The organism is Synechococcus sp. WH 8016, assembly GCF_000230675.1.
Classification (GTDB): Bacteria; Cyanobacteriota; Cyanobacteriia; order PCC-6307; family Cyanobiaceae; genus Synechococcus_C.
Window position 1 is genome coordinate 74555 of the sequence record NZ_AGIK01000003.1, and the last position, 15400, is coordinate 89954.

Annotated in this window: 15 protein-coding genes; 8 read left to right on the top strand and 7 right to left on the bottom strand. The window is 58.0% G+C overall.

All coding sequences use genetic code 11. From position 1 onward, the window contains the following. Positions 1–12: 12 nt before the first annotated feature. Genes SYN8016DRAFT_RS15795 through SYN8016DRAFT_RS08955 form a run of 5 tightly spaced genes read left to right on the top strand, consistent with a single transcriptional unit; the run spans position 13 to position 2627 of the window. The gene (locus tag SYN8016DRAFT_RS15795; RefSeq protein WP_006854039.1) at positions 13–222 is read left to right on the top strand and encodes a DUF3285 domain-containing protein; all 210 of its coding nucleotides are present in this window, start codon (positions 13–15) and stop codon (positions 220–222) included. Continuing rightward, entirely contained in the window at positions 219–800 is a 582-nt protein-coding gene (gene ybeY / locus SYN8016DRAFT_RS08940; protein WP_006854040.1) for an rRNA maturation RNase YbeY, read from the top strand. The genes SYN8016DRAFT_RS15795 and ybeY overlap by 4 nt, the downstream gene beginning before the upstream one ends. Further along, positions 778–1251, top strand: coding sequence for a diacylglycerol kinase family protein (locus SYN8016DRAFT_RS08945; RefSeq protein ID WP_006854041.1), 474 nt, complete (start codon positions 778–780; stop codon positions 1249–1251). The genes ybeY and SYN8016DRAFT_RS08945 overlap by 23 nt, the downstream gene beginning before the upstream one ends. A gap of 3 nt (positions 1252–1254) precedes the next feature. Next, on the top strand, positions 1255–1851 hold the full coding sequence (locus SYN8016DRAFT_RS08950; protein WP_006854042.1) for an aminodeoxychorismate/anthranilate synthase component II: 597 nt from the start codon (positions 1255–1257) through the stop codon (positions 1849–1851). A 38-nt stretch (positions 1852–1889) separates the two neighbouring features. Next, positions 1890–2627 carry an MBL fold metallo-hydrolase gene (locus SYN8016DRAFT_RS08955; protein ID WP_006854043.1) on the top strand — a complete coding sequence of 246 codons (738 nt, stop codon included), beginning with the start codon at positions 1890–1892 and terminating at the stop codon, positions 2625–2627. Here SYN8016DRAFT_RS08955 and SYN8016DRAFT_RS08960 read toward each other — a convergent pair. The 4 genes from SYN8016DRAFT_RS08960 to argS all read right to left on the bottom strand — a co-directional run bounded on the left by SYN8016DRAFT_RS08960 (position 2617) and on the right by argS (position 8271). Beyond that, a complete protein-coding gene (locus SYN8016DRAFT_RS08960; protein WP_006854044.1) occupies positions 2617–3636 on the bottom strand; it encodes an asparaginase in 1020 nt (339 codons plus the stop codon). The genes SYN8016DRAFT_RS08955 and SYN8016DRAFT_RS08960 overlap by 11 nt on opposite strands. Further along, positions 3633–4736 carry a histidinol-phosphate transaminase gene (locus tag SYN8016DRAFT_RS08965; protein ID WP_006854045.1) on the bottom strand — a complete coding sequence of 368 codons (1104 nt, stop codon included), beginning with the start codon at positions 4734–4736 and terminating at the stop codon, positions 3633–3635. Before SYN8016DRAFT_RS08965 ends, SYN8016DRAFT_RS08960 begins: the two co-directional genes overlap by 4 nt. 248 nt (positions 4737–4984) lie before the next feature. Continuing rightward, positions 4985–6499 carry a hypothetical protein gene (locus SYN8016DRAFT_RS08970; RefSeq protein ID WP_006854046.1) on the bottom strand — a complete coding sequence of 505 codons (1515 nt, stop codon included), beginning with the start codon at positions 6497–6499 and terminating at the stop codon, positions 4985–4987. Next, positions 6499–8271 carry an arginine--tRNA ligase gene (argS, locus tag SYN8016DRAFT_RS08975; protein WP_006854047.1) on the bottom strand — a complete coding sequence of 591 codons (1773 nt, stop codon included), beginning with the start codon at positions 8269–8271 and terminating at the stop codon, positions 6499–6501. Before argS ends, SYN8016DRAFT_RS08970 begins: the two co-directional genes overlap by 1 nt. Positions 8272–8553: 282 nt before the next feature. Here argS and SYN8016DRAFT_RS08980 point away from each other — a divergent pair, with 282 nt between their 5' ends. Continuing rightward, the gene (locus tag SYN8016DRAFT_RS08980) at positions 8554–8853 is read left to right on the top strand and encodes a VanZ family protein (protein WP_253909843.1); all 300 of its coding nucleotides are present in this window, start codon (positions 8554–8556) and stop codon (positions 8851–8853) included. A gap of 31 nt (positions 8854–8884) precedes the next feature. On the opposite strand, the gene nadC is transcribed toward SYN8016DRAFT_RS08980, so the two are convergent. Beyond that, the gene (gene nadC, locus SYN8016DRAFT_RS08985; protein ID WP_006854049.1) at positions 8885–9775 is read right to left on the bottom strand and encodes a carboxylating nicotinate-nucleotide diphosphorylase; all 891 of its coding nucleotides are present in this window, start codon (positions 9773–9775) and stop codon (positions 8885–8887) included. Between the two features lie 789 nt (positions 9776–10564). Between nadC and SYN8016DRAFT_RS08990 the strand changes: the two genes are divergently transcribed. Further along, the gene (locus SYN8016DRAFT_RS08990) at positions 10565–11662 is read left to right on the top strand and encodes an alpha/beta fold hydrolase (protein WP_038014225.1); all 1098 of its coding nucleotides are present in this window, start codon (positions 10565–10567) and stop codon (positions 11660–11662) included. A gap of 108 nt (positions 11663–11770) precedes the next feature. Here the strand turns inward: SYN8016DRAFT_RS08990 and SYN8016DRAFT_RS08995 are convergent, their stop codons facing one another. Next, the gene (locus SYN8016DRAFT_RS08995; RefSeq protein WP_038014226.1) at positions 11771–12205 is read right to left on the bottom strand and encodes a secondary thiamine-phosphate synthase enzyme YjbQ; all 435 of its coding nucleotides are present in this window, start codon (positions 12203–12205) and stop codon (positions 11771–11773) included. 139 nt (positions 12206–12344) lie between these two features. Between SYN8016DRAFT_RS08995 and SYN8016DRAFT_RS09000 the strand changes: the two genes are divergently transcribed. Continuing rightward, a complete protein-coding gene (locus SYN8016DRAFT_RS09000; RefSeq protein ID WP_006854053.1) occupies positions 12345–13937 on the top strand; it encodes a hypothetical protein in 1593 nt (530 codons plus the stop codon). On the opposite strand, the gene mnmE is transcribed toward SYN8016DRAFT_RS09000, so the two are convergent. Beyond that, complete coding sequence (mnmE, locus tag SYN8016DRAFT_RS09005; protein ID WP_006854054.1) at positions 13938–15329, bottom strand: tRNA uridine-5-carboxymethylaminomethyl(34) synthesis GTPase MnmE; 1392 nt, start codon at positions 15327–15329, stop codon at positions 13938–13940. Positions 15330–15400 lie beyond the last annotated feature (71 nt).

Genomic DNA, 15400 nt, shown 5'->3' on the forward strand with positions numbered 1-15400 from the left:
GATCATTCCTCCATGACCAAGGCTCCCGAAAACGACAGCAGCCCCTCCACCCCCCAAAGCGATGACAAGGGGGCTCCACCCCCCAGTTTCGTGAAATTGGCCATGCGCAACATGGTGCGCAAAGGAGGACAGAGCCTGTTCCACTTCGGCCTAACCGCTGCAGGGTTCATTGGGTTCATTCTTGTGGTGGCCTGGTTAGGGCGACCCACACTCCCGCAATGATCACGCTCGACCTGGCCTTCAGCCCTGCAGCCGCTGATCTCCTTGATGCGGCCGATGACGCGAGCACGCGCTCCAGGCTGCAGCAAGCCAGAGACTGGGAGTGTGACTTAAGCGCTTGGATTGAAGACCTTCGCCAGGGCCGCGACCACCCCTGTCCCGAAGCGGTGAGGACCTGCGAGTCGGTCAGCCTTGGGGTCTCGATGCTCGATGACGCAAGCGTCGCCGAACTGAATCTTCGCTGGCGCCAGAAACCCATGCCAACAGACGTGCTCTCCTTTGCAGCCCTGGAGAGTGAGATGCCGATGGCTGCTGGCCAGGAGCTTGAGCTAGGAGACATCGTCGTGTCGGTGCCCACCGCCCGTCGTCAAGCCTTGGAACAGGCGCATGGCCTGGATCGGGAACTGCGTTGGTTGATCAGTCACGGGCTTCTGCACTTATTGGGCTGGGATCATCCCGATGAAGACTCCCTCGCTGCAATGCTTCAGAAACAGGAGCACCTACTTGGCATGGGCGGTAACGTTCGTTCCTTAGTTGAGATCAACTGTGAATCAGCAGATGAAGTCACTGCTGAACCCTGAAGACGGAGCACCGGTGTCAGAGGAGATCAGCCAGCGCAGCACCCATCGAGCCCACCGTGCCGCGAAGCGGGGTGCTTGGCGGATCGCCGGGGATCTCCCCTCCAGCTTCCGCTACGCAGCCCAAGGGCTGGGCTATGGCTTCGTTAGCCAGAGGAACTTTCGTATCCACGTCTGTACGGGTGCACTGGTTCTAGGGATGGGGATTTGGCTCCAGCTGCCCGCGATCCAGCTGGCCGTGTTGGTGCTCACGGTGGCTGTCGTGTTGGTGCTGGAGCTGCTCAATACGGCCATCGAGGCGGTCGTGGACTTGGCGATCGGCCGCCGATTCCATCCCCTCGCCAGAATTGCCAAGGATTGTGCCGCTGCCGCTGTGCTCGTCTCTGCGATCAGCTCAATGCTGATTGCGCTCCTTCTTCTCGTTCCACCCCTGATCCTGCGCCTGGGCCTCTGAACAATGCTCCTGGTTATCGATAACTACGACAGTTTCACGTTCAACCTGGTGCAATACCTGGGCGAACTCGCCAGCCAGTTCCCCGTGGCGACCGACTGTCGCGTCGAACGAAATGATGCCCTCAACCTTGAGGAGATTCGTAAGCTCAATCCATCCGCCATTTTGCTTTCACCGGGACCAGGCGATCCGGATCAAGCCGGTGTTTGCCTTGAGGTTCTCCGCCAACTCTCACCCACCATCCCAACCCTTGGCGTGTGCCTCGGACATCAATCGCTTGCGCAGGCCTACGGCGGACGCGTTGTGAGAGCCCGCGAACTCATGCATGGGAAAACATCACCTGTTCAGCATCGCGGTGAAGGCGTCTTTGCCGGGCTTCCCCAACCCCTAACCGCGACCCGATATCACAGCCTGATTGCTGAACGGGAAACCCTTCCTGAGTGCCTTGAAGTCACTGCCTGGCTCGACGACGGAACGATCATGGGGCTGCGCCATCGCGACTACCCCCATCTCCAGGGAGTGCAGTTCCATCCGGAAAGTGTGCTCACAGAAGCAGGGCACCAGCTGCTGGCCAACTTCCTGCGCCAAGCAGAACCCCAGTGACAACACTGCTAGCTTCCTGGGCAAGAAGACGATCAACAATGTCGGTCCACGAACGGGTTCAGAGTCTTTTCCGCATTGTTCTGAGTGGTTCCGCCCTGCTGGCGGTTGGAACGGTGGCTCCCGTTCGGGCGGCAGGCATCACCGTGACCAATTACGGCCATAGCGCCTTGCTCATCCGCGGAGGTGGCCAATCCGTGATGGTGAATCCATTTCGGGCGGTGGGCTGCGCCAAGGGACTGGCTGAGCCTCGCGTGAACGCAACGGTGATCCTCGCCAGTTCGGAATTACCCGATGAAGGAGCTCGCATCGGGGGCGGCACCTATTTGGCCAAACCAGGCTCCTATCGGGTCGGTGGCCTCAGGATCGAAGGGTTCGCCGCTCCCCATGACCGGGTGGGTGGCCGTCGTTTTGGCCAAGCCACGGTGTGGCGCTGGCAACAGGCAGGTCTCAACTTCGCCCATCTCGGCGGCACTGCCGCCACCCTCAGCGGTGAGGACAAAGTGCTTCTCGGTCGCCCCGACGTCTTGATCATCGGTGTTGGCGGCGGCGGCAAGGTCTACAACGGAGAGGAGGCGGCCAAGGTGGTGCGCGCACTCAATCCCCGCAGGGTGATTCCCGTTCAATACGTGAATGGGGAGCCTCCTTCCGGATGCGACCTCGGCGATGTTCAGCCTTTTTTGGATGCGATGGCTGGGACCGAAGTGCGCAAAGTGGGACCAAACCTCAACCTGCCTGGAACCCTCGGTGACAACACCGTGATCGATGTCATGCGTTGATCGCCATCGAAACCAACAGCGCTGACAGCTCGGCCCGTTCCATCTCAGCAATCAAGGCCAAGAGCAAAAGAATCCTCGCCTTCTGAGGGTTGAGGGTTCCTGCCGGCAACAACCCCAGGGCATCCTGAAGCGCACAGGGATGAACGGGCCCGCTACCGCAACGACTCGCGCGCAGCATCAACGGCAAGGCCCCAGGCCAGGTTTTGATCGCTTCACACTCCCCTGCAGACAACTGACCGGCCCCGGTGCCGGTCCAAACCAGCCCCTTTACCCCCGCCTTGAAGAGGGCCGAAACCATCGACACCGGGGCATCCACACAGCCGTAAACAATGGCCACTTCAGGCCACTCGGGCGGCAATACCAATGGGGCGAACGGAACGAACCGGGCCCCGGACACCCCCGGCAAATGCACGCCGCTGTCATCCACCCAGCCCAAGGGGCCCAGGTCTGGACTTTGAAACGCACCCACCCCCTGGGTGGCCACCTTGGTGACAGCCCTGGCTCCATGGATCTGGCCATCCATCACCACAAGCACCCCATGCCCGCGGGCCCGAGCACTCAATGCCACTTGCACCGCTTGAAAGAGATTGAGCGGACCATCGGCACTGAGGACTGTGGCCGGACGCATCGCTCCCACCAACACCACTGGCCGCGGATCATCAATCAGGAGCTCCAACAACCAGGCGGTTTCTTCCAAGGTGTTGGTGCCGTGGGTGATCACCACGCCCGCCAGCTCGGGGGAGGCAGCGAAAGCCTCACGAATTCGCGTCACCAGCTGGATCCAATGCTGAAACTGCAAATCAGCACTATCCAAGTTGGCCAGTTGTTCCACCTGAATGTGGGCCAGCCCTTGCAGCTGCGGCAGCGCCTGGAGCAGCTCCGATCCAGCCAATGCCCCCGCGGTATAGCCGTTAAGGGAGGTGCTGGTGGCACCACGGCCAGCGATGGTGCCCCCCGTAGCAAGCAGGAGCAACGTTGGAAGTGATGATGTGGCCTGATCGACCGTCAAAGCTCGGAATCAATCGCTTGATAAGCCTGCCAAAAGCGCTGCATCTGCTCCGTGGTGCCAATGCTGATGCGCAGTGAACCATCAATCTGAGGCTTCCCCGCCATCGATCTCACCAAAATCCCTGCCGCCCGCAGCGCGGCTTCCACGGCTTCAGGCGAACGACGAGGCCAAAGCAACAGATAATTACCACCAGCCGCATGGTGAACGACACGCTGCCGCGTTAATTCAGAAACGATCCAGTGACGCGCACGTAACACCTCGGCAACATAGGCGTCGGTGTAGGGCTGATCCTTCAAGGCCGCCATCGCCGCCGTGACCGCCAAACTATTGACGTCATAGGGGCCCGTAACCCTGCCGACCCGGTCCACCACATCGGGATGACCCAGGGCAAACCCGATCCGCAAACCAGCAAGTCCAGCGGTTTTCGCCAATGAGCGGAGCACGAGCAGATTGGGAACAGCACGAAAATCAATCAACGGCAAGACGCTGTCTCCCGTGAAGGCCTCATACAACTCATCCACCACCACGAGCGATTCAGGCGCCGCAGCCGCAAGTTCCAACACTTGATCCGCTGGCAAACGCGTTCCCGTGGGGTTGTTGGGATTGCACAGCATCAAGATGCGGGGCTTCTGCGACAAAGCCGCTCGAATCGCCTCCAGCGGAAACAAAAACCCGGGAAGCTCATGGGGCACGGCCTCAATCGCCATCCCCTGCATGCCCGCACAGGGGGCGTAATACCCAAAGGTGGGACTGGTGGTCAACAGCGTGTCACCAGACGCACCAAAGGCATGAATCACTGCATGGATCGCCGCATCCACCCCGTTGAACACCCCAACATGGGCAGGCGTCAGCACAGAAGCCAGGCCCGCCGGCGACACCTCAAGATTGGCAATCAGGGCTTCGCGAAGGCCGTCGTACTCGGGATAAATCGCGATCTGCTCGGCCGGAAAGGCGCGGATCGCCTCAGCGACCCTGGGGCTTGGGCCCATCGTGTTTTCGTTGAAGTCAAGCCGCAACAGATTGCGACGCCCTTCGAGAGGAGCGCTGTAGGCCTTCAACCTCTCCACCTCAGGCCGAGCATCGGGAGAAGGAATGGCCACAAGCTCCAATCAGTGCCAACTCTTCAACACTGACAGACAAGTGCTTCAGCTGCTGCTCTAAGGCTCAGCGACTTCTAACAATCCGCCTCGTGAAGGTTGCAATTCCCATTTCCACCAAAACAAACTCGACCACAACAGACGTCTGAGACACAAAGATGTCCCGCGATTTAGCGATATGGCCACATCTGCCCTAGCGGCGACCATACCCCCAGTCGCCAGCAGCTTCGAACGAACTATCACAGGTGCAATCAGGGTTTAGAGGGGAAGGACGGTGGCTGAGGCGCTTGAACCCCCTCCATCGGTGGCTCAAGCAAAAATGGTCCATCGAGCAGCGCGCACTGGGCATAAGGCGAGCGCGGGAACCAATCGACATTTCTCTGCACCAGAGGCGGAGATGGGGATGCAGCTTGGTACTCAGCCAATTCCTTGAAAAATTCCTCCATCACCAGCCTCCGCTCCTGATCAGGACGCTGCTCCGCGGAGGGACCCAGCAGAAGAACCACAAGAAACGCCGCAACGGAAGCACCCACCAGCACTTGATTGAGAGGTCGGTCACTGATGGCAGCCGATGCAGATGCAATCACTACCACCTTCTCCAGCAAAACAGCCATGCAAACCAACAAGAACGGCACGATCACCATGCCGGCATAGACGTGAAACACAAACAGGTTTTTCATCACGACCACCCAGATCAATGACGTCAGCCCGGTGCTCCAAAGCATGAGCCTGAGCGGGGAATTGCCGACCAACACCCTCTCGGCTGACGGACCATGTTTTAGAAGCACATGGGCGGTCAATCGCACAAGGCACCAGAGCAGCAGCAGCAGACCTAAAACCGTCAGAAGCGGAAGCAGATATTCACCGAGATACGCGGCCATTTTGGGAAGAGCTCCGCCAAACCAACCCGTGCGCTCTAAGTGACGGGGAGCAAATCCTTCACCACTCAACCCCAGACGACGGAATGCCGACTGCACCACCGAGGTCTGCGACCAGCTGATCTGGTTGAGTCTCATCTCCCAGATCACGTTGTAGGTGGTTCCCGCCAAGACCGACCCGAAAGCGAATGGCACACCAAGCCAGACCGAACGAGACGCCCAAGGCGATCGAAACACGGCCAGCGTCAGCGGCAAGATCAGGGAAAAGATCAGCACCACGGCCGAACGACCAGACAACGCTGCAACCAGAAGCATTCCCCAGTACCAACGCACATCGGGATGCGGCACTAGCAGCTTGCGCACCACCACCATCAGCAAAAGGGCGTAAGCCAAAAGTGCTGGCTGATCGAAGTGAAACATGCTGCGGTACTGCAGCACCACAGGGGCAGCTCCGGTGAGCAGAAGCGCTGCCATGGCAATTGGGCGCGAGAAGCGAATCGCACGCAACCACCACCACAACGCCACAGCCGTTGCAATAAAAATCAGATTCATCCACTGCCGAGCCGCATACATCCAAGCGACGGCATCAACTGACCAGGGCGCGAGAACCCAGCGGCTGAGCAGGGCAAAAAATAATGGATAGCGATTGAAGTAATCGTGAAAGAACTCGCCCTCAGGCCGAATCACCGCACAGGAAAACCCCACACCCCCAAACGCCAGATCGCTGTGCTTGGCGATAGCCAAGGAGTGCAGCGAAACCCAGTTGTAGTGGCCTTTCTGAAAGAAGTCCACAAGGTTTGGCTCTGCGAAAAGCAGCACAAACGACAGCAACAAGCCAACAGCCATGGGCCAGAGGCGCTGACGCGGTGGAGATAACCAATTTTTCATCACATGCGCTCCAGTGTTGCAATCCCGAGCAAACCCAGACCCACCTTGAGGGTGTCGGCGGTGAGACGGCACAACGCCAAACGGGATGACAGGGACTTGCCCTCAGCCTTGAGGACTGGAACCTGGTCATAAAAGCGATTAAACACTTGGGACAATTCGAACAAATAACTGCAGAGACGGTTCGGCAATAACTCCTCCTCCACCTCGGCAATCACCGCATCAAACTTGAGCAGTTCCCGCACCAAAGCCCACTCCTGCGGCTCGCTGAACTGCAGCATTCCAGCCTCTGCCTCAAGATCTCCCCCCTTGCGCGCAATGCCCGCAATTCGAACCACCGCATACAGCAGATAGGGCGCCGTATTGCCTTGCAAGGCCAGCATCCGATCAAAGCTGAACTGATAATTGGTGATCCGGTTCTGACTGAGGTCGGCGTATTTCACCGCCGCGAGCCCCACCGTGCTCGCGACGTGCCGAATGAATGGCTCGTCCTCGTGACGTTCCTCCTCCTGCAAGCGCCGGCGGAGATCAGCTTCTGCCCGCTCCACCGCTTCATCGAGCAGATCCCGCAGCCGAACGGTGTCACCAGAACGGGTCTTGAGTTTCTTGCCGTCCTCACCCTGAACCAGCCCAAAAGGAACATGCTCCAGTCGGCCGTCCTCTGGAATCCAATTCGCCCGTTTGGCGACTTGAAACACACCAGCAAAATGATTGGCCTGACCTGCATCGGTCACGTAAATCACACGGCGCGCCCCATCCCCGTCCGAGCCGCCGGCAAAGCGATAACGGATCGCCGCCAGATCGGTGGTGGCGTAGTTGAACCCACCATCACTCTTGCGAACAATCACCGGCAGGGGCTTGCCATCCTTCCCGTTCACGCCCTCCAGGAACACACACTCCGCTCCGTCATCGGTGACGAGCAGAACAGCCTCCTTCAAGCCACTTAGCACTGAAGCCAGATACGGGTTGTAGAACGATTCGCCTCGTTCGCTCAGACGAATATCAAGCCGGTCGTAAATCTTCTGGAACTCTCGCCGCGACTGATCACAGAGCAATCCCCAAGCCTTGAGAGACACCGGATCTCCTCCTTGCAGCTTCACCACCTCCTCGCGAGATGTGGTTTGAAACGCTTCGTCTTCGTCGAAACGCTTCTTGGCCTCGCGATAGAAAGCCACCAAGTCCCCCAGGTCAACAGCATCGGCCGTGTTAAGGGTCTCGGGCGCCACCTGTTTGAGATGGGTGATCAGCATCCCAAACTGCGTTCCCCAATCACCCACATGGTTTAAGCGCAGCACCCGATGACCGCGGAACTCGAGCACCCGAGCCAGAGAATCGCCAATAATCGTGGAGCGCAGATGGCCGACGTGCATCTCCTTGGCAATGTTGGGGCTGGAAAAATCCACCACCACCGCTGAATCGTTGTGTACCTCCGGTACTCCCAGGCGCGGATCACCAAGCCTTGCTGACACCTCAGCCGCTAAGCACTCAGGCCGAATGGTGAGGTTGATAAAGCCTGGGCCAGCGATCTGAGGCTCTAAACACAGGGCTGTGAAGGCTGGGTCAGCCTGAAGCGCCTCCACGATCGCCCCTGCTATTTGGCGAGGAGCCTGCTTGAGAGGTTTGGCCAAGGGCAGGGCGCCATTAGCCTGGAAATCACCAAATTCCGGCTTACTGGCAGGCGCCAGCTGGGGATCGAGCAGAGCATCCACCTCGGGGAAGGCCCGCTGCATCGCCTCACGCAACTGAGTGTCTAAAGCCTGGGCGATGCGCAGCATGGAAAGCAGCGGTGAACGAATTCAGCTCCTGATCATCCCCCGGCGCGGGGGAGCTGCAGCCCCCAATCACGCCAACCGGGGCTGAGAGAATGTTGGCGCGATCTCAACAAAACGCTCAAGCCATACAATTCAGCCACTCCCAAGTCTTAGACAAGACGACAGCAATGACCACGTAGATCTTGAATCCGGTTGAGCTTTAGGAACCAAAAAAGTAACATCAATATGGTCAAATTAATAGAACCAATTAGCCGTTACTGGATCAAGCTAAGCCTATTCATACTCTTGGCAATCACCATTCTGTCGTTGCATCCTCTGGAGAACTTGCCCGAAGCTCCAGGATCAGACAAAACGCATCATTTGATTGCCTATGCAGCTCTTGCCTTTCCAACGGCTTTACGCAAGCCAAAGCGATGGCCCATCATCATCATCATTTTTGCTCTTTACAGTGGCCTGATAGAGCTCATACAACCCTATGCCAATCGTTATGGGGAATGGATGGATTTTCTTGCCAACATCAGCGGACTCCTTGTAGGCATCTTGATGGCATTTTTCACTAACAAGCTTACGAAACGAGCTCAATAAAGCATCCCCGTAGATCACGGGCAGCCCATGATCAGCTCCCTGCGGGGGTGAAGCGCATGCTCAGATCCAGCCAGGAGCTACGTGTCATCGGCGCACTGGAAGAAATCAGATCCACCCCCGTTGCGGCGTACAACGGCAATTCCGCTGGGTTGACCCCAGAGGCTTCCAACACAACGGATGTCCGTGCAGGACGCAATACCGCCTGAGCCCGCAGCGAGGGGACCAAGGTTTTCAACGCATCCGGGCTGAACTCATCAAGGAGCACCGCATCGGCACCGGCTACCACCGCAGCCTGGGCTTCCTCAGCCGATTCCGCCTCCACAATCACCCTGGCTGGCCAGGGTGCATCAGCGCGTACCGCTGCGATGGCGGCTGTGACGCCACCGGCCCAAGCCAGGTGGTTTTCTTTAAGCATGGCTGCGTCATCCAGCCCCATGCGGTGATTCACCCCACCACCGCAGCGGACAGCATATTTTTCCAGCGTTCGAAGCCCCGGAGTGGTCTTGCGCGTGTCGGCTAAAGCCACACCCGTACCCTTCAACTGAGCCACGAGAGCGGCCGTCGCCGTGGCAATGCCCGACAGCCGCATCGCCAGGTTGAGAGCTGTGCGTTCCAGTGCAACTAGATGTTCCGCCGGTCCCCTGAGCTCCAAGAGTCGCTGCCCAGCCTCGACTGGAGTGCCATCCCCCACGAGCAGCTGCCAATCCAGCCTCGGCTCTGAAGAACCCACCAATTCCCTGACCAAGGGCTCTAACAACACACCCCCACAGAACACCCCGTCGGCCTTAGCCAGCCAATGGGCTTCCCCCTCTCGCCCTCGCAAAGCGGACGTGGTGAGATCGCCGCGGCCGAGATCCTCCTGAAGCCACTCGGCCAACTGCTGGCGGAGTCGTGGAGTGATCGAGAGATCCGCTCGTGCCAAGGCGTATCAACAGTGACTACTCCCATGATGAACGCCTCTTCCCTCCCCCAATCGCAGACCGTGCCTCGAAGCGCAGCAACAGGACTGACAAGGCGCCACCGGCAAGAACTCCAGGCACCCGCGTAATGGAGAGGAAATACCAAACACTTCAGGAGCTTTTAGGGCACAAAATAGAAGCAACATTTCCCCTTTAAACCCTCAGCTAAAAGAAGCTGATTCATGCCATCCATCAAGACCTCTGCGGTTCACGAAGAAACGCAAAAGCCGTCTATATCCAGGGAGAATCCTATGGATCGCTACAGGCAAGTACATGAAAAATTGTCGAAGCCATAGACCCACCCGTGATCAGCCTCGGCATCGCCCTGAATAACACCATCTACCACACTTTGCCAGCAAAACCCTAAACCAAAAGCCCAGATTTCACAAATCTCTCATCTATCCATAACAGGATTAGCTCATCACACTAGAGATATCATTCTTTTTCTCGGACTTACGGAAAACAGATAATTTGAACCCGAAGAAAAAGATCAGAAGGCCAACATGCTCACGAACCAAGGACGCATTCATCGTGCCATTAGACCAATCACCAGACGACGCTCGAATCAGACATTCCTTCTTAAACTGGAAGGATGATCCCTAGGCCATCAAGGACATTCCGATTTACATCGAGAAGAACCTCTGCTGATGGGAGCCATCCCGTACCTATTAGTTCTCTGGGATGATCTGAGCATTTTTTGTTATTCCTTTTTTGGTATTTTGCTCTCAATCCTATGGATTACGACCCAGACCATGCCTGAACAAGCCTGGGCAAGCAATCACGAGCTTTTGCTTAGGCGGCCCAATCAACGGGTTCGTGCAGGGAGCATTGGGTTACCGAAGGGCGATGGCCCATTCCCTGTTGCCGTCCTGCTTCCGGGCTCAGGCAAACACAAGCGTGAGACTCCCATCGCTGGGTATCCATGGGGATCAAGTGTTACCAACGCTCTCTGCACCCATGGCATTGCATTGATCAGGCTGGATGATCCAGGAACTGGTGCCAGTAGCGGTGATAAGTTCCAGCTGACGATTCAGGACCTACTTGATGATGTCAGCGAAACAATTCAAGCGACCAAGGCTTTCCCATGCCTTGATCCACAAAAGATAGGACTCATTGGCCACAGCGAAGGAGGGATGTTTGCGTACCTCGCTGGAAAAGAATTGATTGATCTTGAGTTCTTGGTTCTCATGGCAGCTCCGGCTCGACCATTAGGAGTGATCGTGCTCGAGCAATTCGAAGCAAACGCGCTTAGGAAGGATTTAACTCCTAAAGCAGCATCAACGGTGCGAAGGGAGTTGGGAGCGCTCTTCCAACAATTAAGCCAAGAGCCCATCGAAGCCGGGCGCCACCTCATGATGCAGCAGTTCCAAAAAAGAGTGCTCAGTCTGCATTCATCCTTGAACTGGTCGAGCTTTTGGCAGGAAGGACTTGTCGCATCTGGTTGGAACATCCGTTTTGCGAGTCCTTGGTTCCACTCCCATCTTCAGCGCAATCAAGCCTCCATCAACCACAGCATTCAAGCTCTTCCTCAGCGCGTTTTGGTGATGCAAGGATCCAGCGATATCCAAGTGAGTCCACAAAAAGATTTCAGCCTATTGACACAGTTAATGAAAGAATCTTCCATCGATTACAAGCAGGTCATGTTCAACGGACTTGATCATGTCTTTGGGTCTAATCCCGCAGGAGTGAGTGATCACTACGGCATGGATATGTCTACGCTCGAGCGGAAGGTACTGCCGATGATCGCAGGCTGGATTACAGCACCACAAGCCCCAGACAAACGCACGAGCAATGACAACATTTTAAAGACAATGTCCCCAGACAAAAGACCACTGAACCCGAGAGCATGACGTCACTCCTCTCCTTGGCCACTGGCAGTCTTTGGCTGGCATCAGAGTGCAATCAGAGTGCAGAACTAGAACTCCATGGCGTCTGCCATCAGCCATGGAATCCTGGCTTTAGGCCGAAAGCCACTGCAGAGAAACCCTGCGCTGGCGTGGTCCATCAAGCTCTACCAGCATCACCTCTTGGTACTGCCCCAACTGCAAAGCCCCCTTTCTGACATTCACGGTGACCTCATTGCCAAGCATCAGAGCTTGTAGATGAGCATGGGCATTGCGCGGTTCATCATCCGGAATACCCCGCCGCAGTTCCAGATCGTCATGCTTCCAGTTAGCTCCTGGGGGTGCCTGCTGGCTCAACCACCGCTGCAGATCCATCAGCAGTCGTTCCTCCATCTCGTTGATGATCACAGCGGTGGTGGTGTGCTGACCTGACACCACCACGGCACCATCCTGTCCACCATGCACTTGAACGAAGCGACGGAGCTCGGTGGTGATGGATAAGCATTGAAAAGGGGCCTCGGTGCGGAGGCTCAGGAGCTGATGGGTCAAGGAAATTTTGCAAGGCCCTGAATCCACTTTGAAAGGAAATCCGCCGAGAGCAAGGGGCTGGTCATCGCAATCGTGGCGTTGAGAGCGTAGAGGCGCCGATGAAGACAAAGCATGATGATGACGCCAGTCTCAGCTGACCATGCGGCTCAAAATACAGCGCCTGATCGGGCCATGGTGGCCAGGCGACCTGGATGGGTTTCTAGCCCTGGGGCTCAACAACCTGATCCAAATCTTGCTGATCATCAGCCTCTGCCGAAGTGTGCTCGGCTATCCAGATGCCTTGCTGTTCGGACAGATTCTTCCCGCCGCCGGCGTGAGTCTTCTGGTGGGGAATCTGGCCTACACACGACTGGCCAGGCAACTGGCTGCCGATGAGCAACGGGACACCTGCACCGCCATGCCCTACGGCATCAACACCGTCAGTTTGTTTGCCTACATCTTTCTCGTGATGCTTCCGGTGAAGCTGGCAGCACTCAATGGTGGGATGACAGAGGCTGAGGCCATCAGCCGTTCTTGGCATGCGGGAATGGTGGCCTGCATGGGATCCGGCCTGATCGAAATCGCAGGAGCCTTCAGTGCCGACCGCTTAAGACGCTGGCTCCCGCGAGCCGCCCTGCTCTCCACCCTTGCCGGGATCGCCCTCGGTTACATCGCACTGGGCTTCCTGCTGCGGACCTATGCCCACCCTCTGGTCGGACTTACGAGTTTGGCCGTGATCGTTCTTGGCTATTACGCCAAGGTGCGCTGGCCGTTGCCCACAGGCCTGATGGCCGTTCTTCTGGGCATGGTTCTCGCCTGGAGTAGCGGCTTGATCACTCCCAGTCCAGGCGCTTGGCAGGACAGCATCCGCACCATCAGCTGGCATCCACCAACCCTTCAGCTGCAAATTCTTTGGGAGAACCGAGCAGACCTCTTCCCCTGGCTCGGGGTGATCGTGCCGATGGGGCTTTTCAATGTGATCGGATCCCTGCAAAACCTTGAAAGCGCGGAAGCCGCGGGTGATCGCTACGCCACCCGCACCTGCCTGCTGATCGACGGTGTTGGGACGCTCGCTGCTGCTGCCCTTGGCTCCTGCTTCCCCACCACGATCTACATCGGCCACTCCGGCTTCAAAGACATGGGGGCCCGCTCTGGTTATTCCTGGCTGAACGGAGTCGTGATGTCGGCAGCCTGCTTCTTTGGTTTATTCGAGTTGCTGGCGCTCTTGATCCCGATCGATGCCGGCATGGCGATCGTGCTCTACATCGGCATCGCGATGACCGCGCAAGCGTTTCAAGCCACACCCTCACGCCATGCACCCGCCGTGGTGCTCGGACTGCTTCCTGGCCTGGCTGGATGGGGCGCCCAATTGCTGAAAGCCGGTTTACGCGCAGGCGGTCTGGGCACTGCAGAGCGACCTTTCAACCAAGAGATGGTTCAGCAGCTCGCCAGGGGAGATGTCTGGGCGGCGGGTGCGTTTGCTCTGGAGCAAGGACAAATCATCACAGCCATGCTGCTTGCAGCGTTGCTGGTCTTTGCCATTGAAGGCCGATTCCTCGCCGCGGCAAGCTGCAGCGGATGCGCGGCCGTATTCGCTTGGTTTGGCGTGATTCATGCCTGGCAATTTTCCACCGCTGACACCGTTGTGCACTTGGGTTGGGGAACGGGTCAGCCCTGGGCCATCGCCTATGCGGGGATAACCGTGTTGGTGTTGATCGCCCGACGCTTACCCAAACAGCAGCAAGGGAACTGATCACTTGCCGATACAGAAGCGAGAAAAGATCCGATCCAACACCGACTCCGTGAGTTGCTCACCGGTGATCTCACCCAGGCTGCGAATCGCCTGACGCAAGTCAATCGTCCAAAAATCCCAAGGAAGGCCATCGGCCGCCACCTGCTCACTGCGGGCCAGGGCCTCAGCCGCAGTGGACGCCAGATCGGACTGACGCTGATTCAAGGCCAAGAGCAGAGGCTGCTCGCTCAAGCCTCCACAACGCTCCAACACCGCACGGACGAGATCCTGCTCCCCCTCTCCAGTGACGGCGCTGAGGCGCACATCGGCAACCGGCGAGGACACAGGCCCAGCAACGGAATCAGCCTTGAGAGAAAGGTCGGCTTTGTTGCCCACCCGTAAGCAGGGAACCCCTTCAGGGATCTGGGAAAATAGGGCTTGATCCTCCTGCGACCACCCCTGAGCGAGATCAAACAACAGCAGCACCAGATCGGCACTGGCCAGGGCATCGCGGCTGCGGGCAATCCCCAACTGTTCCACGGCATCACAGGTGGCCCTGATCCCTGCAGTGTCGAGCAGGGTGATCGGCACGCCATCCAGCACGATCTCACTTTCCAGTAAATCTCTTGTGGTGCCAGGCAAGTCGGTCACGATCGCCCGCTCCCGGCGACTCAACAGGTTGAGCAGGGAGCTCTTCCCCACGTTTGGCCGGCCCACCAGCGCCACCCTCAATCCATGGCGAACAACGGATCCCCGCTCGCCATCGGCCACCAGCGTGTTCAACTCCATCCGCACTGCCTGCAACTCCTGCAGAAGCGCCGCACCATCTAAAGGGGGAAGATCCTCTTCAAAGTCCACACGGGCCTCCAACTCACTGAGCTGATCGAGCAAGCGCTCCCGCAGGACCACCATTTTTTTCTGGATCCCGCCATCAAGACCCGCCATCGCCAGCTGCGCTGCCCGCTGGCTGCGCGCTCCCACCAGATCACCAATCGCCTCCGCCCGGGTGAGATCAAGACGGCCATTCAGCACAGCCCGCTGGCTGAATTCACCGGGCAGGGCCCGTCGCACACCCGGCTGCTCCAAGACGCGCGCCAGCACCTGCTGCACAGCGATGACCCCGCCGTGACAGTGGATTTCGACCACGTCCTCCCCGGTGAAACTGCGCGGCGCCAACATCACGAGCACCAGCACCTCATCGAGCCGTTCCACACCACCGGCAGCCACCACATGGCCATACACAATCCGGTGGCTCTCCCACAGCTGTTGACCAGGAATCACCGTGATCGCAGCAACGGCGCGCACAGCACTGGGACCCGACAAGCGAATCACGGCGATGCCCCCCTGCCCCGGTGCTACAGCCGTAGCGATCGCGGCGATCGAAAGTGCCTGATCTGGCCCAATCCCAGACATTCCCCGATCCCTGCCGCCATCACGCACTCCTTCCTACGATCCCGAAGCTTCCATAGCCGCACGATCGGCAA

Excerpts from the sequence above, each read along its gene's own strand:
- SYN8016DRAFT_RS15795 (WP_006854039.1), top strand. The coding sequence starts at position 13 with ATGACCAAGGCTCCCGAAAACGACAGCAGCCCCTCCACCCCCCAAAGC.
- ybeY (WP_006854040.1), top strand. The coding sequence starts at position 219 with ATGATCACGCTCGACCTGGCCTTCAGCCCTGCAGCCGCTGATCTCCTT.
- SYN8016DRAFT_RS08945 (WP_006854041.1), top strand. The coding sequence starts at position 778 with ATGAAGTCACTGCTGAACCCTGAAGACGGAGCACCGGTGTCAGAGGAG.
- SYN8016DRAFT_RS08950 (WP_006854042.1), top strand. The coding sequence starts at position 1,255 with ATGCTCCTGGTTATCGATAACTACGACAGTTTCACGTTCAACCTGGTG.
- SYN8016DRAFT_RS08955 (WP_006854043.1), top strand. The coding sequence starts at position 1,890 with ATGTCGGTCCACGAACGGGTTCAGAGTCTTTTCCGCATTGTTCTGAGT.
- SYN8016DRAFT_RS08970 (WP_006854046.1), bottom strand. The coding sequence starts at position 6,499 with ATGAAAAATTGGTTATCTCCACCGCGTCAGCGCCTCTGGCCCATGGCT.
- argS (WP_006854047.1), bottom strand. The coding sequence starts at position 8,271 with ATGCTGCGCATCGCCCAGGCTTTAGACACTCAGTTGCGTGAGGCGATG.
- SYN8016DRAFT_RS08990 (WP_038014225.1), top strand. The coding sequence starts at position 10,565 with ATGCCTGAACAAGCCTGGGCAAGCAATCACGAGCTTTTGCTTAGGCGG.
- SYN8016DRAFT_RS09000 (WP_006854053.1), top strand. The coding sequence starts at position 12,345 with ATGCGGCTCAAAATACAGCGCCTGATCGGGCCATGGTGGCCAGGCGAC.
- mnmE (WP_006854054.1), bottom strand. The coding sequence starts at position 15,329 with ATGTCTGGGATTGGGCCAGATCAGGCACTTTCGATCGCCGCGATCGCT.